The organism is Clostridium polyendosporum, from assembly GCF_018332455.1.
Taxonomy (GTDB): Bacteria; Bacillota; Clostridia; order Clostridiales; family Clostridiaceae; genus Clostridium_AY; species Clostridium_AY polyendosporum.
Genome location: NZ_BOPZ01000008.1, coordinates 42052 through 62226, shown reverse-complemented (window position 1 = coordinate 62226; position 20175 = coordinate 42052). Strand labels below are relative to the sequence as shown.

Annotated in this window: 20 protein-coding genes; all 20 read right to left on the bottom strand. The window is 31.9% G+C overall.

What is annotated here, in order from left to right; genetic code table 11:
- Positions 1-81 precede the first annotated feature (81 nt).
- Positions 82-354, bottom strand: a complete 273-nt coding sequence (locus CPJCM30710_RS06540; RefSeq protein WP_212903372.1) for a metal-sensitive transcriptional regulator — start codon at positions 352-354, stop codon at positions 82-84.
- A gap of 353 nt (positions 355-707) precedes the next feature.
- Positions 708-2492 carry an aspartate--tRNA ligase gene (aspS, locus tag CPJCM30710_RS06535; RefSeq protein ID WP_212903371.1) on the bottom strand — a complete coding sequence of 595 codons (1785 nt, stop codon included), beginning with the start codon at positions 2490-2492 and terminating at the stop codon, positions 708-710.
- Positions 2493-2507: 15 nt separating this feature from the next.
- Positions 2508-3761 carry a histidine--tRNA ligase gene (gene hisS / locus CPJCM30710_RS06530; protein ID WP_212903370.1) on the bottom strand — a complete coding sequence of 418 codons (1254 nt, stop codon included), beginning with the start codon at positions 3759-3761 and terminating at the stop codon, positions 2508-2510.
- Between the two features lie 174 nt (positions 3762-3935).
- The gene (locus CPJCM30710_RS06525; RefSeq protein WP_212903369.1) at positions 3936-5369 is read right to left on the bottom strand and encodes a coproporphyrinogen III oxidase; all 1434 of its coding nucleotides are present in this window, start codon (positions 5367-5369) and stop codon (positions 3936-3938) included.
- 10 nt (positions 5370-5379) lie between these two features.
- Positions 5380-5994, bottom strand: coding sequence for an MBL fold metallo-hydrolase (locus CPJCM30710_RS06520; protein ID WP_212903368.1), 615 nt, complete (start codon positions 5992-5994; stop codon positions 5380-5382).
- A 145-nt stretch (positions 5995-6139) separates the two neighbouring features.
- Positions 6140-6589 carry a D-aminoacyl-tRNA deacylase gene (gene dtd / locus CPJCM30710_RS06515; protein WP_212903367.1) on the bottom strand — a complete coding sequence of 150 codons (450 nt, stop codon included), beginning with the start codon at positions 6587-6589 and terminating at the stop codon, positions 6140-6142.
- A gap of 64 nt (positions 6590-6653) precedes the next feature.
- Positions 6654-8837, bottom strand: coding sequence for a RelA/SpoT family protein (locus CPJCM30710_RS06510; protein ID WP_212903366.1), 2184 nt, complete (start codon positions 8835-8837; stop codon positions 6654-6656).
- A gap of 114 nt (positions 8838-8951) precedes the next feature.
- Entirely contained in the window at positions 8952-9470 is a 519-nt protein-coding gene (locus tag CPJCM30710_RS06505) for an adenine phosphoribosyltransferase (RefSeq protein WP_212903365.1), read from the bottom strand.
- 42 nt (positions 9471-9512) lie between these two features.
- Complete coding sequence (locus CPJCM30710_RS06500; protein WP_212903364.1) at positions 9513-10364, bottom strand: DHH family phosphoesterase; 852 nt, start codon at positions 10362-10364, stop codon at positions 9513-9515.
- Positions 10365-10512: 148 nt separating this feature from the next.
- The gene (gene secF, locus CPJCM30710_RS06495) at positions 10513-11370 is read right to left on the bottom strand and encodes a protein translocase subunit SecF (RefSeq protein WP_212903363.1); all 858 of its coding nucleotides are present in this window, start codon (positions 11368-11370) and stop codon (positions 10513-10515) included.
- A gap of 6 nt (positions 11371-11376) precedes the next feature.
- Positions 11377-12633, bottom strand: coding sequence for a protein translocase subunit SecD (gene secD / locus CPJCM30710_RS06490; RefSeq protein ID WP_212903362.1), 1257 nt, complete (start codon positions 12631-12633; stop codon positions 11377-11379).
- Positions 12634-12705: 72 nt separating this feature from the next.
- Positions 12706-14070, bottom strand: a complete 1365-nt coding sequence (gene scfB, locus CPJCM30710_RS06485) for a thioether cross-link-forming SCIFF peptide maturase (RefSeq protein ID WP_212903361.1) — start codon at positions 14068-14070, stop codon at positions 12706-12708.
- Between the two features lie 69 nt (positions 14071-14139).
- The gene (scfA, locus tag CPJCM30710_RS06480) at positions 14140-14277 is read right to left on the bottom strand and encodes a six-cysteine ranthipeptide SCIFF (RefSeq protein WP_021801337.1); all 138 of its coding nucleotides are present in this window, start codon (positions 14275-14277) and stop codon (positions 14140-14142) included.
- Positions 14278-14348: 71 nt separating this feature from the next.
- Positions 14349-14717: a TIGR04086 family membrane protein gene (locus tag CPJCM30710_RS06475; protein WP_212903360.1), complete on the bottom strand. Its 369-nt coding sequence runs from the start codon at positions 14715-14717 to the stop codon at positions 14349-14351.
- A 53-nt stretch (positions 14718-14770) separates the two neighbouring features.
- Positions 14771-15049 (bottom strand): preprotein translocase subunit YajC, encoded by a 279-nt coding sequence (yajC, locus tag CPJCM30710_RS06470; RefSeq protein ID WP_212903359.1) that lies wholly within the window; start codon positions 15047-15049, stop codon positions 14771-14773.
- A 43-nt stretch (positions 15050-15092) separates the two neighbouring features.
- Positions 15093-16232, bottom strand: coding sequence for a tRNA guanosine(34) transglycosylase Tgt (gene tgt / locus CPJCM30710_RS06465; protein WP_212903358.1), 1140 nt, complete (start codon positions 16230-16232; stop codon positions 15093-15095).
- 268 nt (positions 16233-16500) lie between these two features.
- On the bottom strand, positions 16501-17526 hold the full coding sequence (gene queA, locus CPJCM30710_RS06460; protein ID WP_212903357.1) for a tRNA preQ1(34) S-adenosylmethionine ribosyltransferase-isomerase QueA: 1026 nt from the start codon (positions 17524-17526) through the stop codon (positions 16501-16503).
- 17 nt (positions 17527-17543) lie between these two features.
- Positions 17544-18581 carry a Holliday junction branch migration DNA helicase RuvB gene (ruvB, locus tag CPJCM30710_RS06455; RefSeq protein ID WP_212903356.1) on the bottom strand — a complete coding sequence of 346 codons (1038 nt, stop codon included), beginning with the start codon at positions 18579-18581 and terminating at the stop codon, positions 17544-17546.
- Positions 18582-18594: 13 nt separating this feature from the next.
- A complete protein-coding gene (gene ruvA, locus CPJCM30710_RS06450; protein ID WP_212903355.1) occupies positions 18595-19194 on the bottom strand; it encodes a Holliday junction branch migration protein RuvA in 600 nt (199 codons plus the stop codon).
- A 318-nt stretch (positions 19195-19512) separates the two neighbouring features.
- Entirely contained in the window at positions 19513-20103 is a 591-nt protein-coding gene (locus CPJCM30710_RS06445; protein ID WP_212903354.1) for a hypothetical protein, read from the bottom strand.
- Between the last annotated feature and the right edge of the window lie 72 nt (positions 20104-20175).

The following is a 20175-nucleotide window of genomic DNA, read 5'->3' as shown; positions in this document are numbered from 1 at the left end:
TGCTTTAATTATTTAATTATAATTTTTCCATTTAATAAAGTGAACCTATATAAAATTGAGCAACCTAATGTCTGATCAATTTTATTTCATAAAGGTATTTAAGGTCTTAATAAGCTGTTCTAATCCTTCCTCGGCTTCCGTTCCTTCTTCAATGCCCATACAATTTCTAGCATAATTTTCTATAAGCATTCCACCAACCTTATTAATCGCTGCCCTAATAGCTGCAATCTGCACGAGTACATCCTTACAGCATACCTTTTTATCAATCATGCCTTGGATTCCCTTTACTTGACCCTCAATCCTTCTTAATCTTATTAAAATATCTTTACGAAGCTTTTCGTCCTTTTCATCCATAGAATCATCTCCTAAACACAATATACCCATACCCTGTATTGATTTTAACATTGCATATTGCACAAATCAAGATTATTCAATACTCTAGATAAATGTCTAATGGTTTTTATTTATATTTTATACTTTTATTATATTTCAATACCTAGAAATGTTTTTATAAATTCTCAAATTCCAAGTTTGCAAAAAATGCTGTATTTATTTCCTATCTTTTGAAGATTATATTGGTTTATCTTTAAATACAAAGAAACAAAACTGAGCAATCTTGGTGAATGCTCAGTTTTAGATAGATTTCACTTCGTGAAATAATAGCAAACCAGATGTAAAGAACATTGTTCTCTACATCTGAGTTTATATTAATCTTCTTTCTTTATTACTCCAATTCTAAGGTCATCAAGTTGTTTTTCATCTACTACATTTGGAGCTTGTGTTAAATAACAGAATGCATTTTGATTTTTAGGAAATGCAATAACGTCCTTTATGTTATCTGTTCCAGCAAGGAACATTATCATTCTATCAAGTCCAAAAGCTAATCCTCCGTGTGGTGGTGGACCAAACTTGAAGGCTTCTAATAAGAATCCAAAGCTTTCCCAAGCTGATTCTTGAGTAAATCCAAGAACCTCAAGCATCTTTTCTTGAAGTTTAGTATCATGAATTCTTATTGATCCTCCGCCTAATTCTTCTCCATTAAGAACTAAGTCGTAAGCTTTTGCTCTAACTCTACCTGGATCACTATCTAAATACTGAATATCCTCATCCATTGGCATAGTAAATGGATGATGAGCAGCAAAGTATCTTCCTTCTTCTTCATCATATTCAAGAAGTGGGAATTCAGTTATCCATGTAAAATTAAACTCATTTTTATCCTTTATTAGCTCAAACTTCTTTGCAAGATCTAATCTCAGCTGTCCTAAACTTTGGAATACAACGCTGTTCTTATCTGCAACGATAAGAATTAAATCACCAGTTTCAGCATTCATTGTATTTATTATACCTTGAAGTTCTTCTTCCTTTAAGAACTTTGCTATTGGTGATTTAACTTCACCTTCTTTAAGTTGAATCCAAGCAAGTCCTTTTGCTTTAAAGGTCTTAACAAACTCTCCAAGCCTATCTATATCCTTTCTTCCAAGAGAAGCACCACCTTTTAGACATAGAGCTCTTACTGATCCACTATTTCCTATAGCATCAGCAAAAACCTTAAAATCAGAGGTCTTAACTACTTCAGTTAAATCAGTGATTTCCATTCCAAATCTTAAGTCTGGCTTATCTGAACCGTACTTTTCCATAGCCTCTTTAAATGGCATTCTCTTTATAGGAAGCTTTACTTCTACTCCTAAGACTTCTTTAAATACGTGAGCTATTAAACCTTCATTTAAGGCTATAACATCATCTGCTTCAACGAAGCTCATTTCAAGATCCACCTGAGTAAATTCTGGCTGTCTATTGGCTCTTAAGTCTTCATCTCTAAAACACTTAACAATCTGAAAGTATCTATCAAATCCAGATACCATTAAAAGCTGCTTAAGTAACTGTGGTGATTGAGGAAGTGCATAAAACATTCCTGGATAATTTCTTGATGGAACAATGTAATCTCTAGCACCCTCTGGAGTAGATTTTGTAAGCATTGGTGTTTCTACTTCAAGGAATCCATTCTTATCTAAATAATCTCTTATAGCCTTAGCAGCCTTGTGTCTAATCATATAGATTTTTTGCATATCTGGTCTTCTAAGATCTAAATACCTGTATTTTAATCTTATATTTTCAGCTGCATCTAGATTTTCTTTTATGTATATTGGAGGTGTTTCTGATTCTGAAAAAATCTTTAAAGTATTTGCCTTAAGCTCCACCATACCTGTTGACATATTTGAGTTAGGAGATTCTCTTCTAACAATCTCACCTGTAACTGCTATACAATACTCTGATCTTATCGTATCAGCCTTTTGGAATGCCTCACTATTTATTTCGTCACCAAAAACCACCTGAAGGATACCAGTTCTATCTCTTAAATCTACAAACTCAAGTCCTCCTAGATTTCTCTTTCTTTGAACCCATCCCATCACAGTAATAATCTGTCCTATATGTTCTTCTCTAAGCTCACCGCACATTTTAGTACGCTTTAATCCTTGTAGTGCCTCACCCATTATTTTTCCTCCTAACTACTGATTTATTATATTTATTATTTGCTCTAAATTATCTAAGTTTACTTCAAACTGTTCCCCATCGCTCATTCTCTTAAGTCTTGCAATCTTATTATTAAGTTCATCTTCTCCTAAGATCATAGTAAATCTTGAACCTATTTTATTTGCATACTTCATTTGAGCTTTAACACTTTTCTTCATGTGATCACATTCACATTTTATACCTTTTTTTCTTAAATCACCAATAAACTTAAATGAATTTACATGAGCGTTTGCCCCTATTGATCCTATGAATAAGTCAACTAATGCAGGTTCTGGAATTGTAACTCCTTGGTTTTCTATAATCATAAGAAGTCTTTCTAATCCTAAGCCAAACCCAAAAGCTGGCATATCAGGTCCTCCTATTTGTTCAATTAACTTATCATACCTTCCTCCACCACAAACAGTAAGTCCATCATGAATAATTTCAAAAACTGTTTTAGTATAGTAATCAAGGCCTCTTACTATATATGGATCCACATTATATTTTATATTAAGCACATTAAGATATGTCTTTAATTCATCAAAATGTGTACTACACTCTTCACAGATATAATCTAAAATAACCGGAGCTTTTGCTGTAATATCGTTACACTTTTTCTCTTTACAATCTAGAATTCTCATTGGATTTCTATCAAATCTTGACTTACAAGTTGGACATATATCTTCATAATTTTGTTTTAAGTATTCCTTTAAAGCTTCATTAAAATTACTTCTGCACTTAGGGCACCCTAAACTGTTAATATTTAGAGATAGATTATTTAGCCCAAATTCTTCAAGTGCTCTCATTGCTAATGATATTATTTCTCCATCTATTGATGCTTCCTTTGAGCCAAATACTTCAATTCCAAATTGATGAAATTGTCTTAATCTTCCTTTCTGAACATTTTCATACCTAAAAGCAGGCGTAAAATAGTAAAGCTTTGTTGGCTGAGCATCAGCATACATACTGCTTTCTATAAAAGCTCTTACTGCTGGTGCAGTTCCTTCTGGCTTTAAGGTAACACTTCTACCCCCTTTATCCTCGAATGTATACATTTCTTTTTGAACAACATCGGTTGTTTCTCCAACTCCTCTTATAAAAAGTTCTGTATGCTCAAACATTGGAGTTCTTATTTCTCTTATTCCATACTCTTCTGAAAGTTTTCTAAATTTACTCTCTATAAAATGCCACTTATAAGCCTCACTTGGAAGCATATCCTTTGTACCCTTTGGCGCTTGCATCAATGCCATACTAATCCCTCCTATTACTTATCATATATAAATTCAATCTTTAATGAGTTTTAGAAAATAAAAATTAACAGGCATCAAGAATATTAACTCTTAACCAGATCACACTTTGTGAAATGGTAACAAATAGCCTGGCTTTCAATGGCTTTCCTAAACTCATAAATTTAATTATAAACTTCAATATTTATTATAAAGAGTGTTAAGAAGAGTAATTTTTCCTTCTACCATTTCTTCTACTCTATTTACATACTCTTTTACATCTTTAACATTTCCAAAACGTTCTATTCTATTTTCCTCTAGAAAAACTACCTTAGAAACTGCATCTGCACCTAAGGCTATTATTGTCTGCTTATCTTCTATCATTTGAATGTTGTATACACATTCCTTTCCCTCTTTTGAATAGCCTACATTTTCCATATTGCCTACCATGTTCTTTTGACGATACATATAGTATGGATGCATATCTAACTGTTCTGCTAAGTTCTTTGTTTCTTCATACATTTCATTTAATTCCTTTTGTAAAGGAATTGATACTTCCTGTTTTAAAACAAGATTTTCATGAAGTTTTGAGGCTCTTTTTATAGACATTCCATGTACAGTAAGACTTTCTGGATTAAGTTTAAATATGTTATCACAGGTTTTTCTTATGTAATTTAATCCTTCATTTGGTAATCCTACTATGATATCCATGTTTATGTTATCAAATCCAAGTTCTCTTGCCAAACTAAATTTTTCTATAACATCTTCAACTGAATGGTTACGTCCTATACCTTTTAAAGTATCATCATTCATTGTCTGAGGATTTATACTTATTCTTGTCACTTGAAATCTCTTCATGGCCTCTAACTTCTTTTTAGTAATACTATCAGGCCTTCCACACTCCACAGTGAATTCCTTCACTCCTCTTTCCTTAATGAAACCTTCATAAATTTGCTCCATAAGGATTTCAAACTGCTCGTTATCTACAGCAGTTGGTGTTCCGCCACCAAAATATACTGTCTCTATATTTAATCCTTTTTGACTTATGTACTCCTTTATCTTCTTAATTTCAAAAGATAACGCATTCAAATATGGATCTACTAAACTCTTGCAACCTGAGATTGGATTTGATGCAAAGGAGCAATATAAGCATCTTGTAGGACAAAAAGGCATGCCAATGTATATACTTATATTTTTCTCTTCTCTATTTACAAGTTTCTGTTCATATCTTGCAACTTCTAAACACAGACGAGCTTTTTCTTCAGAAGCAAGATAATTTTTCTTATAATAATCTACTATTTCTTGTTCATTTTTATCTTTTTCCAGTAGATTAAACGCTATTTTACTTGGTCTTATACCCACCATTGTTCCCCAAGGATATTTATCGCCTGTGATATCAGAAAGAACTTTAAATATAAATCTCTTTATTTGTTCTTTTGTTCCTTCATTATCTAAAGATTCAGTATAGCTGCTTGTTTTGTATTTTAAATAAACTTGGTTATCTTCTATAACAACAGAAAAATCTTCCCCTTCCTTGACAAAAGAAATGTCATGGAAAGTGAAGAATATATTGAACATTTGATATATATCATATCTAAATTTTTCATTATTTAAAGATACTTTTATCTCCATAATTTCTCCTCTATAGTAAAAAAGAGTTATTTAAAAAAGGATTCCTTGTTCTCTCTTGTAAAATACTTGTCTTTGGTCCATGTCCTGGATAAACTTCTACTTTATCCCCTAAAGGAATCAGCCTGTTATTAATACTTGAAATAATCTCATTGTAATTTCCACCTTCGAAATCCGTTCTTCCAATAGATTCTTGAAATAAAGTATCTCCTGTAAATACCTTATCCCCTATTAAAAAGCACATTCCTCCTGGGGTATGACCTGGAGTATGGATACACTGTATCTTTTCCTTGCCAAAAGTTAGTGTGTCTCCTTCTTTCAGGTATCCATCAGCTTTTGGAAGTCTTCCATATATATAAGTACCTTTTTCTATAAATGTTTCATCTTCCTTATTTATATAATAAGGAATATTATACTTATCTTTAATATCCATTACACCATCCACATGATCAACATGTCCGTGAGTTAAAAGTATATACTTAGGTTTACCACCTAAAGTTTCAATATTTTTTATTATAATATCACTATCTCCACCTGGATCTAAAATCACAGCTTCCTTACTATCCTCATCCATCAACACATAGCAGTTTGCTCCATAAATTCCAGCTGGTATAATTTTAATAACCATAGGCTCCTCCTTGTATTCCTTATTAGCACACGACAATTATCAATTGTCGCGCTCCTTATATTCCTTATTAGCACCGACAATTATTAATTGTCGCCCTCTTTACACTCCTTATTCTGCACGTGGTAATTAATAATTACCACGTCCCTTAAAAAGTTCTTTTGCTTTCAAGCAGCAACGTTACTGGTCCATCATTGATAATTTCTACTTCCATATCCGCACCAAAAATTCCAGTTTCAATATTGATATTCTCTTCTTTACACATATTTACAAACTCTATATAAAGATCTTCTGCTTCCTCTCCACCAAGAGCATCCATAAAGCTAGGCCTTCTTCCTTTTCTACAATCACCATAAAGCGTAAACTGGGAAATTAAGAGAAGTTCTCCTTTTACATCTTGTAAAGATAGATTCATTTTACCACTTTCATCTTCAAATACTCTCAAGTTTATAATTTTATCCTTAATATACTTTAAGTCTTCTAAAGTATCTTCCTTAGAAATTCCAAGAAGTACATTAAATCCTTTTTCAATCTTTCCAACTACTTCTCCATTAACTCTAACTGAAGATCTTTTTACCCTTTGTACTACAGCTCTCATCTATACACATCCTCTTATAAAAATTGTAAATATACATATACAACCTCATAACTGAACTTATAACTTAACTATTTACTCTATATACGTCAGATACACCTCTAAGTCTTCTTAACTTTCTCATAAGTTCATTAAGCTGTTCTATATTATCTATCTTTACCTTTATATTTATTAAAGCTTGATTGCCCTTAGTAGGATGTGCATTTACTGAATTTAGGTAAAGTTTACACTCAGTTATTATAGCCATAGTATCTGCTAGAAGTCCCATTCTATCTTCTGCCCTAAGTTGTACTTCAGCAATATACGCACCCTTAGCTTCACCCCAGGTGACTTCTACTATCTTAGCAACACCTTCTTGCATAATTGCCTTTAAATTACTACAATCTTTTCTATGAACAGAAACCCCTCTTCCTCTTGTTATATATCCTACTATTTCATCCCCAGGAACAGGATTGCAACACTTGGCAAATCTGACCATAATATTGTTTAATCCCTTTACTGTCACGCCATAATTACTTTGCTTTTTATGTATTTTTTCACCTTTTGAAATATGTTCTTCAATATTTTTATTTATTTGTTCTTGAGTTAAAGGCTGCTTTTCTGATAAACAGTATTCTTTTAACTTAGAAATTATTACTGAAGCTGAGATCATACCAATTCCAACTGAAGCATAGATATCATCAATATTATGGAAATTATATCGTTTAAGAAGTTTTTCATATCCCTCACCTTTTAGAAGGTCAGTAAAATTAACAAGCTGTTTCTTAGCTTCTCTTTCAATTAAATCTTTACCTTTATCAGCATTTTCTTCCCTTTTCGCTCTTTTAAACCACTGTTTTATCTTACTCTTAGCCTGGTTACTCTTTGCAATATTTAACCAATCAATATTAGGACCCTTCGCTACAGATGATGTTAATATTTCAACAATCTCTCCAGTTTTAAGTTTGCAATCTAATGGAACCATTTTACCATTTACCTTTGCACCGATGCACTTATTCCCTACGTCAGTATGTATCTTATATGCAAAGTCTATTGGCGTAGCTTCCATAGGAAGATTTATAACCACACCCTTTGGCGTAAATACAAATATTTCATCTGAAAATAAATCTACCTTAAAACCTTCTATAAATTCTTCAGCATCAGAAGTTTCCTTTTGCCACTCAAGCATATCTCTTAACCATGAAAGTTTTGTTTCAAAACTGTTTTCTTTACCACCTTCGGAACCACCGTCTTTATACTTCCAATGAGCTGCAATACCATACTCAGCAGTTTTATGCATTTCAAAGGTTCTTATTTGAATTTCGAAAGTTTTTCCTTGTGGACCTATTACAGTTGTATGGAGAGATTGATACATGTTAGGTTTTGGCATTGCTATATAATCCTTAAATCTTCCAGGGATAGGCTTATAGATAGTATGAACAATTCCTAAAGATGCATAGCAATCTTTAACTGAGTTCACAAGTATTCTTATAGCAGTAAGATCGAAAATCTGCTCAATGTTTTTATTTTTGTTAATCATCTTGCTATATATACTATAAAAATGTTTTGGTCTACCCTCTATGTCACTATCTATGCCAGCGTTTTCAAGATTACTTTTTAAATCAACAATTATTTCTGATATATACTTTTCTCGCTCTACTCTTTTTTCTGCAATTTGTTTTACTAAATCATAATATTCCTCTTGGTGAAGATAACGGAATGCTAAATCCTCTAATTCCCACTTAATCTTAGATATACCTAATCTATGAGCTAAAGGAGCGTATATATCTAACGTTTCCTTACCTTTCTCCTTTTGCTTCTCCACAGGCATAAATTTAAGAGTTCTCATATTGTGAAGTCTATCTGCTAACTTTATGATTATTACTCTAATATCTTTAGCCATTGCTAAAAGCATTTTTCTTACATTATCGGCCTGTTGCTCTTCCTTAGTCTTGTACTTTATCTTTCCAAGTTTAGTAACACCTTCAACTAAATCTGCAACTTCTACATTAAATAATGTCTTAATATCATGATAAGTATAATTCGTATCTTCTATAACATCATGGAGTAATCCAGCTACTATGGAATTTGTATCCATTCCCATCTCAGCTAATAACATAGCTACGCTTACTGGATGAATAATATAAGGTTCCCCAGATTCTCTCTTTTGATCTTTATGAGCATTTGAAGCAAGATTATATGCTTTTTCAACCAAGCTTATATCTACATTATTTCCATTAACTTTAATTTTTTCAATTAAGTCTTTAAGCATCTGGATTACTCTCCCCATTTCTAATTGATAATATTCTCTTTAAAGTCAATGGCTGGTTATATAACCAGCCATATATCCAATATTATATTATATAATATATATTTTTTCAATAAATTATATATCGTATTCAATTAATGACATAATATCATATTTATTTAACTTTTCTCTTCCATTTAATTCAGTTAATTCGATTGTAAATAATAAAGAAGCTACTTCTCCACCAACTTGTTCTACAAGTTTAGCAACTGCACCAATTGTTCCACCAGTAGCTAGTAGATCATCAATTATTGCTACTCTTTGACCTGGTTTTATAGCATCCTTGTGAATTTCTAAACAATCTTTTCCATATTCTAAATCGTACTCAACAGCTACTGTATCTGCTGGAAGCTTTCCTTTTTTTCTAACTGGAACAAATCCAACACCTAAAGCATATGCTACTGGTACACCAAAAATAAAACCTCTTGCCTCTGGTCCAACCACTACATCGATCTTTTTATCCTTTAAGTAATTAACAAATTCATCAACTGAGTACTTAAGAGCTTCACCGTTACCAATAAGTGTAGTAATATCTTTAAAGCTAATTCCTTCTTTTGGGAATCCTTCAATTGTTCTAATTGTTTGCTTAAGATCCATATTTATACCTCCTGCATATAATTTATTTAATATATGTAAGTATCACCTATTTCTTTCACTATAAAGATACTTAGTTATTTGTTCTGCTCGGTATTTATCATTGGTTGTTAGTAATTCCACAACAATTCTAGCATTATCCTTTTTGCCTACGGCACTTATGGTAGGAGTAATTACGTCTATCATCTTATGGATACTATCCTCATTAACTTCTTTTATGTTATAAAAATCCATTATTGCTCTAAGGCCATAATTGTTAGTTTCCTTCAGATACTTTAATCCTTCTTTTAACAACACTCTATTTTCACCTGTATTTTCTACTCTAGCAGACATAGCACCAACGATAATTAAATCTAAATACCTATTAACACTCTTCATATTATAATAAATTGCTATAGCCTGCATTAACTTAAAAGCTACCCCACACGAGGAAAGATTTTTATACCTATATGAACACCCCTGTTGACTTGGGTTTATATAAATTGCACCATTATTTGCCTTCATTTTTTTATTTTCAGTAATTATTAAATCTATACCCAGTTCTCTACATAAATATTCTTGTTCTTGAGATTTTAATCCACAACCTATAGTTATCAACAGCTGAGCACCTAAAAAATGAACGTGATTCTTTAGTGCATCAGTATCAAGGGTATGAGAAATGCCCGTCCCTTCGTCTATGTAATACTCTACATCGGCATTTACATATTTAAGTATTAATAGTAATGATGCTAATCCACATATCCCATCAACATCACAACTTCCGTATATTACTATCTTCTCTCTATGGTTTATAGCTTCAACCATTCTTTCAATGGCTTTATTCATATTCTTTATTATAAAAGGATTATAACCTGTAATGTAATTAGGGCGATATATACGCTCCCAAAATTTCTCCATGACTAACTCCTCCATAAATATAGAAAACAAGTATATTATAATTTAAAAAAACACTTTTGACAAACATTTTTGGATAAAATAGAACAAACCTCCAGTTAAAAACTGAAGGTTTGATTTTAACTATAATTCAATCAACAATTTGTCAGAATTAAACTAATTTTGCCTTTCTTTTCTTTAACATAACCCAGATTGGGCTGGCGATGAATATTGAGGAGTATGCTCCTGAAACTATTCCAATAATCAAAGGAAATGCAAACTCTCTAACAGTTGGAACAAAGAAATACACTGCTGTAATTGTTATTAATGTAGTCAATGTAGTATTTATGGACCTTGCCATAGTTTCAGTAACACTTTTGTTCGCTATCTCTACTGAATCAGCTCTTCTCATCTTCTTATTATTTTCTCTAATTCTATCGAATATAACTATTGTATCATTAATAGAATAACCAATTATAGTTAATATGGCAGCTATAAATGGAGAATTTACAGGAACATTGAAAATAGCATAAATACTTATAGTCATTAAAACGTCATGCAGCAGCGCTAAAATAGCTGCTATTCCAAAATTCAACTCAAATCTAAACCCAACATATATAAGCATACCTAAAACCGCGATACCTAGAGCTATTAATGAATTTTTACTAAGCTCCTTACCAACAGATGCCCCTATTTCATTCTGTGAGACTAATGCTTTATCTCCAAGTTTATATTTATCACTTAATTCCTTAACAAGTTCTGACACCTTACCAGCATCAAGGTTATTAGCTTTTATTGCTAATTGAGTCGTTTCTACCGTATTAGTTATTGCCTCTGGAGAATATTTTTTTATAACATCATCAACTTCTGCTTTATTAAACTCTTTCCCCATATCTATAACAATCTCAGTACCACCCTTGAAATCTATGCCAAAATTCAACCCTCTTACCGCAATAAATCCAATCCCTATAACGATAAGTAGAAAAGAAGCTATAAACCATATCTTTGTCTTTTCTATTATTCTTAACATTAGCTCCTACCCCCTTTTAACACCAAACAATGATGGTTTATTTAATATCCCCATATTTACAGCTAGATTAACAAATAATCTTGTTATAATTATTGCTGTAAACATACTTATAATTACACCAATCAATAAAGTTAGGGCGAAGCCTTTAACTGGGCCAGATCCCAAATAGTATAAAATTAAAGCTGCTATAATCGTAGTTAAATTTGAGTCTAGTATTGATGATAAGGCATTATGAGATCCACTCTGAATAGAAGCCTTAGCCGATTTACCCGCTCTAAGTTCTTCTCTAATTCTTTCAAAAATAAGTACATTAGCATCAACTGCCATACCAATGGTTAGTAGGAAACCAGCGATACCTGGAAGTGTAAGTGTTGCTCCTACAGAAACAAAAGTATAAAGCACTAGTGAAATGTATAATGTTAATGCAATACAAGCTAAAAAACCAGGAATTCTGTAGTAAATAATCATAAATAAAAATATAATTCCTATCCCTATAGCTGCAGCTTTCATAGCATTAGGAAGAGCATTTGCTCCTAATTGAGCCCCAACTGTTTTAACAGAAGCAGTTTTAACTGGTACTGGAAGCGCTCCTGAATTTATAACACCTGCTAATTTTTTCGCTTCTTCAATTGACGTACTACCAGAAATCTGTGCTTTTCCATCAATAATCGGTTCTCTAACAACAGGATTAGTAAGTTGTTCTTCATCCATAGTAATTGCTATACTCTGTCCAACAAGCTTAGTAGTTGCATCAGCAAACTTTTTCTTACCTTCATCAGTAAGTTCAAGCGAGACGATTGGTTGACCAGTTTGTTGTTCTACACCAGTTGTAGCTTCTTTAACATCCTTTCCAGTAAGAATAACATTCTTGTCTGGATCTAGAAATTTAAGTTCACCAGTTTTACTTAATGTATCAACAATAGATTTCGAATCATATTTACCAGGTATATCTATCCTTATTCTTTTTTCACCTTCAGTTGTAACAACCGTTTCAGCAACACCAACTTTGTTTACTCTAAGAGCTAAAAGCTCTTTAGTCTTCTCAAGGTCATTCTTCGATACCTTATCGCTTTGTATTTCCATAAGAACCGAAACTCCACCTTGTAAGTCTAATCCTTTTGTTATTGTTTGATCAAAAGACTTAAATTGCCACTGATTTTCTCCCCAACCAAAAACAAAACCCTTAAAGCCTGCAAAAGCTAAAAAAACTATAATAGCAAAACTTAGAAGAAAAAGTACTGAACTTCTTACTTTTGTTTTCATTGCTATCCCCCTCTGTTAATTCTCATACTATAATTAAATTACTTTCTATAAAAATAATAAAACAGAAATAAATTATTCTTCCATCATTTTAGCCTTTAAAGCAATAGCACATTCAATTCTCTTCTTTTGCATTTCACATCCTATTTCATAAGGTATGTGAATATCTCCATTAAAGTTAAAGTTATTTGCTTGGCATCCACCACTACAGTAGAATCTTGCCCAGCATTCTCTACATATTGGTTTATTGTATATGTGTGCTGCTTTAAAATTGTTTGAAATCTCTTTATTTATTTCTCCATTATATATACTGCCTAAAAGAAAATCCTTATTGCCTACAAATTGATGACATGGATATACCTCTCCATCTGGTGTTATAGCCACATATTCATGACCTGCTCCACATCCAGAGATTCTCTTATATACACAAGGACCTCCATTTAAATCTATATTAAAATGATAAAATTTAAATACTTCTTTTCCTTGTTTATGTCTTTCCACCATTTCTGTATAAATCTTATCGTATTGTTCAAATATCATTGGAAGGTCTTCTCTTCTTAGTGAAAGCTCATGTTCATCTGGCAAAACTACCGGTTCTACAGAAATTTCTTGGAAACCTTCATTTGCAAGTGCCATAACATCTTCAAAGAAATCAGTATTATTTCTTGTAAAGGTACCTCTAGCATAATACTGCTTTGATTTATCTCTTTTTTCAACCATTTTCTTAATATTAGGAAGTATTCTGTCATAACTTCCACTACCGTCAAACCTTACTCTTACAGCATCATTAACGCTCTTTCTACCATCTATAGATAATACTATATTGCCCATATTTTTATCAATATATTCCATTATTTCGTCATTTAACAATGTAGCATTAGTTGTCATTGTAAATCTTATATTTTTATTAAAAATCTTTTCTTGGATCCTAGCATAATCTACTATTTCCTTAATAGTATTAAACACCATTAAAGGTTCCCCACCAAAAAGATCAACTTCTATATTTTTTCTAGGACCAGACTTTGCTATAACAAAGTCAATTGCCTTCTTACCTACTTCAGAAGACATAGGTTTTCTGCAGCCCTTATACTCTCCCTCGTCAGCAAAACAATATTTACATCTTAGATTACAGTCATGTACTACATTTAAACATAAAGCTTTAATATAGTTCTCTGATTTATCATTCATAGCTATATCTTCATAAAGATCTGATGAATATAGCATTCCCTCATTTATCAGTTCTTGAAGATCTTCATAAGCTTCTTCAATTTCTTCACTGCTGTATGCTCCTTGAAATTTCTGAATCAATTCATCCTTACCCTTTAATTCTTTCTTATCAACAAGGTCGTATATAAGCTTGTCAACTATATGAAGACTCCCTGAGTTAACATCTATAACATAATGATCATTATCTTGAACAAATTTATGGATTAATGTCAATTTTTATTTCCTCCCAACTAAATTTATGGCAGTAACATAATAGTTACTGCCACAATTTACATTTTATAATTAATTTTCACAAGCTAAATTTGCAACTGTACATGAAGTCTTACATGCTGATTGGCATGAATTAGCACATTCTTTACATCCTGGTTTGCATAAGCTATTTTTTAAGCTTGACTTATTAATTGTCTTAATATGCTTCATTTCATACTCCTCCATTCTATTCAATTACTTAGGTTATTATAACATAAAAGATTACCATAATAAAGACTTTATTAAATATTTATTCCTAACATACCAGATAATACACCAATTACCAATGCAATTAACATTCTATAAATATCAGCAATAGTAAAATTAATCATATCCTTAAAAACAGCAGACAGAATTAAGAGTCCTATGTAATAAAGAAAGGCTACTCCTAATCCTACAAACCATCCTTTTTCCCCATTTTTTCTAGCTGCATAAACTGAACCTAACAATATGCTTATGCAGGTAATTACTACCCAAGCAACACTTAAAGTCTTTATGTTAGGAAATACAAAACTCATGCAAATACTTAATACAATTACCAAAAATACAGTTGCTATGATAGCTCTCAGTACTCCTTTAGTTACACTTCCTATGTATTTATTCCAATTCATAAACAAACACCCCCTATTTACTACATATTTATGTAAATAGAAGGTGTTATATACTATTTATTTTCTTCTTTTTTATTTAAAGCATTAGCAATTCCATGCTTTGATATCTTTAATCTAGATTTATCAGGACCACTTTCAAGTATTATATAATCATCTTTTAGATTAATTATCTTTCCAATAATTCCACCTTTAGTCAGTATTTCATCGTTTACTTTTAAGTTATTAAGCATTTCATCATACTTTTTCTTTCTTTTTCTCTCAGGAATAATTAAGAAAGCATAAAAAACAACGAATACTACTATAAGTGGTAATAATTGTACAAACCCTTGCATAAAAAAACCTCCTCTGACAAATTATTTCAGCACATATACTATATTACGCTTTTCCGCCCCATTCTTCAAGCTTTTGTTTCTTAAAATCTTGGAAATAACCGCCATCAATAGCAGTTCTTATATCTCCCATAAGCTTATTATAGAAATATAAATTATGTAGAACACATAATCTCATAGCTAACATCTCTTTTGCTTTAAATAAGTGTCTTATGTATGCTCTTGTATAATGCTTACAAGCCGGACATTCGCAGCCTTCATCTATAGGTCTTCCATCCAATTCATATTTTGCATTCATTATATTTATCTTTCCTTCCTTTGTGAACACATGACCATGTCTTCCATTTCTTGCTGGAAGAACACAATCAAAGAAATCAACTCCCCTTGAAACTGCTTCAAGTATGTTACTTGGAAGTCCAACCCCCATTAGGTAAATTGGTTTTTCTTGTGGCAGATATGGTACAACTGCATCAATAATTCTATACATTTCTTCGTGAGTTTCCCCAACTGCTAAACCACCAATAGCATAACCATCTAAGTCGAACTTAGTAATAGTTTTAGCATGCTCAATTCTTATATCTTCATATATGCCACCTTGATTTATACCAAAAAGCATTTGTTCTTTATTTATAGTATCTTCTAAGGAGTTCAATCTCTCCATCTCAACCTTGCATCTTTCAAGCCATCTAGTAGTTCTAGCAACAGACTTATTTACATAATCTCTTGTAGACGGGTTAGGAATGCACTCATCAAAAGCCATCGCAATAGTGGATGCAAGATTGCTTTGAATTTGCATACTTTCTTCTGGTCCCATAAATATTTTTCTACCATCAATATGTGAATTAAAATAAACTCCTTCTTCTTTAATCTTTCTCATACCTGAAAGGGAAAATACTTGAAATCCTCCTGAATCAGTAAGAATAGGTCTATCCCAATTCATAAACTTATGTAATCCACCCATATTTTTAACAACCTTATCTCCAGGTCTTAAGTGAAGATGATATGTATTAGAAAGTTCCACTTGACATTCTATTTCCTTTAAATCCATAGATGATACAGCACCTTTTATAGCTGCTAATGTTCCAACATTCATAAATACAGGGGTTTGAATAATCCCATGAGGAGTTTCAAGTTTTCCTCTTCTAGCTTCTCCATCTTTCTTTAAAAGAGTATACTTTTTAACCAAGCCATTCACATCCTTTGCTAAATCATAAATAAAACATACTATAGATACACAACTTCATAACTGAATTATAATTCATGAAAAAGCATTGCATGCTGCAATTTCACAAAGTGAAATTTGCTCAAATTTAATAGGCTCGATGCCTATTAAATTTTATTTAAGTCGAGGCTATTTTCATGAATTGTCTAAGGATTGAAGTTTTGTATGCTTATTTCTAAACTTATAATTTATTTACTTATAAATTTAATAACTTAATTCTTTATTTAATTACTTACTTAATAAACATAGCGTCTCCAAAAGAAAAGAATCTATATCCTTCCTTAACAGCTGTATTGTATGCATTCATTACATTTTCTTTGCCAGCAAGAGCGCTAACCAGCATTATAAGAGTAGACTCTGGAAGATGGAAATTAGTTATGAGGGCATCTACTACTTTAAATCTATACCCTGGATATATAAATATATTGGTCCATCCATTAGTTTCTCTCATAAATCCATTTTCATCTGCTATGGTTTCAAGAGTTCTTGTAGAAGTTGTACCTACCGCTATAACTCTATTTCCTTTTCTTTTAGTATCATTTATTATTTCTGCTGACTCTTTGGAAAGTTGATAAAACTCTGAATGCATATTATGTTGCTCAATATTTTCAACCTTTACAGGTCTAAAGGTTCCAAGACCAACATGAAGTGTTAAATATGCAATTTTAACCCCTCTTTCCTGTATCTTCTTTAATAACTCCTCTGTAAAATGAAGACCTGCTGTGGGAGCTGCTGCAGACCCCTTTTCTTTAGAGTATACAGTCTGATATCTTTCTTTATCTTCAAGTCTTTCGTGTATATATGGCGGAAGAGGCATTTGACCTAAACTATCAAGAACTTCTTCAAAAATACCATCATAACTAAATTCTATAATTCTATTGCCTTCCTCTTTGATTTCTTTAACTTCTGCTTTAAGTATACCATCACCAAAAGTAAATATCGTACCAACCCTCGCCCTTTTTCCGGGTTTTGCAAGACATTCCCACTTATCGCCTGTGATTCTCTTAAGCAAAAGAAATTCAATCTTTCCACCAGTATCTTCTTTTTCACCAATAAGTCTTGCTGGAAGCACCCTTGTATTATTTAATACTAAAGTATCTCCTTCTTTGAGATATTCTAGAATATCATGAAAAACTTTATGCTCTATTTCACCTGTGGCCCTATCCAATACCATAAGCCTCGAGGTATCTCTTTCCTTTAATGGATGTTGTGCAATAAGCTCTTCTGGTAAGTGGAAATAAAAATCATTAACTTTCATAGTCTCACCTTCTCCTATCATTTGTCAAATAATCTAAACTGTCTTTTATCCTTTTGTTGCAACTCACTACTTCTCCCCAAGTGCTTGTATGCTTTATCAGTGGCCATTCTTCCCCTTGAAGTTCTCACAACAAAACCTCTTTGAAGTAGATATGGCTCATACACATCTTCTATGGTATCTAATTCTTCCCCAATAAAATAAGAAAGTGTTTCTATACCAACAGGACCTCCATTGAAGTTATCTATTATTGCCTCTAAAATCTTATTATCTATTCTATCGAACCCTTCACTATCTACCTCTAGCAACTCAAGAGCAGCTTTAGCTGTTTCATAATTTATTACCGAATTACCTTTTACTTCAGAATAGTCTCTTACCCTCTTTAAAAGTCTATTAGCTATTCTAGGAGTTCCCCTAGATCTCTTTGCTACTTCATAAGCTCCCTCTTCAGTAGCATCACATCCTAAAATAGCAGAAGACCTAACAATAATCTCTTTTAACTCCGTATTAGTATAGTATTCCATTGAACAAAGCACACCAAATCTATCTCTTAAAGGTGAAGTTAACATACCAACTCTTGTAGTTGCACCTATAAGAGTAAACTTAGGCAGATCAATTCTTATAGATTTTGCCGCTGCTCCTTTACCAATAACTATATCTAATGCATAATCTTCCATAGCTGGATAAAGTATCTCCTCAACACTTCTATTAAGTCTATGGATTTCATCAATAAATAACACGTCATTATCACTTAAAGTTGTAAGAATTGCTGCTAAGTCTCCGGCTCTCTCAATTGCAGGGCCTGAAGTTATCTTTAAGTTTCCTTTCATTTCTTTAGCTATAATATTTGCTAATGTAGTTTTCCCTAAACCTGGAGGACCATATAAAAGTACATGATCCAATGACTCATTTCTATTTTTTGCTGCTTGAATAAAAATATTTAGTCTTTCCTTAACCTTATCCTGCCCAATATACTCACTTAACCTCTGAGGCCTCAAACTGTATTCTTGTCCTAAATCCTCCTCCAGTGGGCTTGAAGTTATTATTCTCTCCTCCAACAAAATTCACCCCCTAATTCATAAGCATTTTTAAACAATTTTTAATCATATTTTCAAGGGTATCACTCTTATCCACACTTTGAAGAACTTTCTGTGCTTCCTTTTCAGTATATCCTAATGCAATTAAAGCCCCAAGAGCCTCTGCTAAGTTACTTGCATAAATATCATCATTAACTAACACATTAATATCATTAGACTTTATAAGATCTTCTGAATTTAATTTATCCTTAAGCTCAAGAATGATTCTCTGAGCAATCTTTTTCCCTATCCCTGGAGCTCTAGTTATTTGCTTTTCATCTCCTATTATTATGGCATACTTTAGATTCACAACTGTACTTATTGATAAAAGCGACAGTGCTGCTTTAGCACCAACACCATTTATAGTTAACAGAAGCTTAAACATATCAAGTTCTTCTTTTGTTAAAAATCCATAAAGCCCAATAAAATCTTCCCTAACTATTTGTTCTAAAAATAGTGTAACCTTTTCACCAACCTTTGGCATTCCTGCAATAGTGCCTCCTGAAGTAAAAACTCTATACCCAATTCCATTGTTCTCAATAACCACATAATCTCTATTGATTCCTATAAAATCTCCAACTATATATTCATACATATTTTAGCACCTCCGAAAAATGCTCAAAAACCTACATTATACTTTAACATTTTAGGTTTTATTTATCAATAATTAAAACAAAAATGTATAACAGCCATTACATTATATTACTTTCTACACAAAGAAATTTTCTAAGTAATCGCCTTAGGTTTAATAATCTTATTAAAAACAAAACTGACCAGGCATCAAGTCTGCTCAGCTTTAACAAAACTTCAATTTGTGAATTTGCGAAATAGTAGAATGTAAAATTGTATAGGCATCGAGTGCATTCAATTTTAATCACAAGTAAAAAGCCTCTAAATTTATTGAGGCTTTTACTTAGTTATATTCACTTATGGATTCTTCTGCATCATCTTTTGTATCAAATTCCCTTTGAAAATTTAAGATTCTATTTCTAGTTTCTGTTCCATAAGATGCTACCTTTCTCATATTTATAAAGACATCTCTTTGTGGATCTTCTATAAAAGGTACACCATCGTCACCAGTCTTATAAATAGCAAAGTATCCATTAAATTCTCCAATATAGTACTTATTAGACTTTAGTTTTGTTATAGAATCTCTAGTTAAAACAACTTGTGAACTTTGAATATTATCAATTTTATAATTATAAGTAGCAAAATAACTAGCAATATCATCTTTCTTAACTTCTTTTTTACTGTTTAGAGTATCCTTTAATTCCTTAACAGTAATCTCCTTATCTACAATAAAATCATTACTTCCTTTATTTTTTGTCTTTAATATAATCTTTACCTCATCCTTCAAATAGCTACCATCTACATTATAAACAGGTTGTTGAAAATCATCTTTATGCTTGTAATCATAATATCTAGAAGTTACTAAATAACTAGTAAAGAAAACTATAACCCCTAAAAAAATGAATAATACTAATAATACCATCTTCTTTTTCATTGTATCACCTCTATTGGTTATTATTTCCAAACAGCAATATTATTATACATTTATTTGTGTTTTTTTTGAAAT

Coding starts and splice junctions, on each gene's coding strand:
- CPJCM30710_RS06540 (WP_212903372.1), bottom strand. CDS start 354: ATGGATGAAAAGGACGAAAAGCTTCGTAAAGATATTTTAATAAGATTA.
- aspS (WP_212903371.1), bottom strand. CDS start 2,492: ATGGGTGAGGCACTACAAGGATTAAAGCGTACTAAAATGTGCGGTGAG.
- hisS (WP_212903370.1), bottom strand. CDS start 3,761: ATGGCATTGATGCAAGCGCCAAAGGGTACAAAGGATATGCTTCCAAGT.
- CPJCM30710_RS06525 (WP_212903369.1), bottom strand. CDS start 5,369: ATGGAGATAAAAGTATCTTTAAATAATGAAAAATTTAGATATGATATA.
- CPJCM30710_RS06520 (WP_212903368.1), bottom strand. CDS start 5,994: ATGGTTATTAAAATTATACCAGCTGGAATTTATGGAGCAAACTGCTAT.
- dtd (WP_212903367.1), bottom strand. CDS start 6,589: ATGAGAGCTGTAGTACAAAGGGTAAAAAGATCTTCAGTTAGAGTTAAT.
- CPJCM30710_RS06510 (WP_212903366.1), bottom strand. CDS start 8,837: ATGCTTAAAGACTTAATTGAAAAAATTAAAGTTAATGGAAATAATGTA.
- CPJCM30710_RS06505 (WP_212903365.1), bottom strand. CDS start 9,470: ATGGATCTTAAGCAAACAATTAGAACAATTGAAGGATTCCCAAAAGAA.
- CPJCM30710_RS06500 (WP_212903364.1), bottom strand. CDS start 10,364: ATGGAGAAATTTTGGGAGCGTATATATCGCCCTAATTACATTACAGGT.
- secF (WP_212903363.1), bottom strand. CDS start 11,370: ATGTTAAGAATAATAGAAAAGACAAAGATATGGTTTATAGCTTCTTTT.
- secD (WP_212903362.1), bottom strand. CDS start 12,633: ATGAAAACAAAAGTAAGAAGTTCAGTACTTTTTCTTCTAAGTTTTGCT.
- scfA (WP_021801337.1), bottom strand. CDS start 14,277: ATGAAGCATATTAAGACAATTAATAAGTCAAGCTTAAAAAATAGCTTA.
- CPJCM30710_RS06475 (WP_212903360.1), bottom strand. CDS start 14,717: ATGAATTGGAATAAATACATAGGAAGTGTAACTAAAGGAGTACTGAGA.
- yajC (WP_212903359.1), bottom strand. CDS start 15,049: ATGCAAGGGTTTGTACAATTATTACCACTTATAGTAGTATTCGTTGTT.
- queA (WP_212903357.1), bottom strand. CDS start 17,526: ATGAAAGTTAATGATTTTTATTTCCACTTACCAGAAGAGCTTATTGCA.
- ruvA (WP_212903355.1), bottom strand. CDS start 19,194: ATGTATGAATATATAGTTGGAGATTTTATAGGAATCAATAGAGATTAT.
- CPJCM30710_RS06445 (WP_212903354.1), bottom strand. CDS start 20,103: ATGAAAAAGAAGATGGTATTATTAGTATTATTCATTTTTTTAGGGGTT.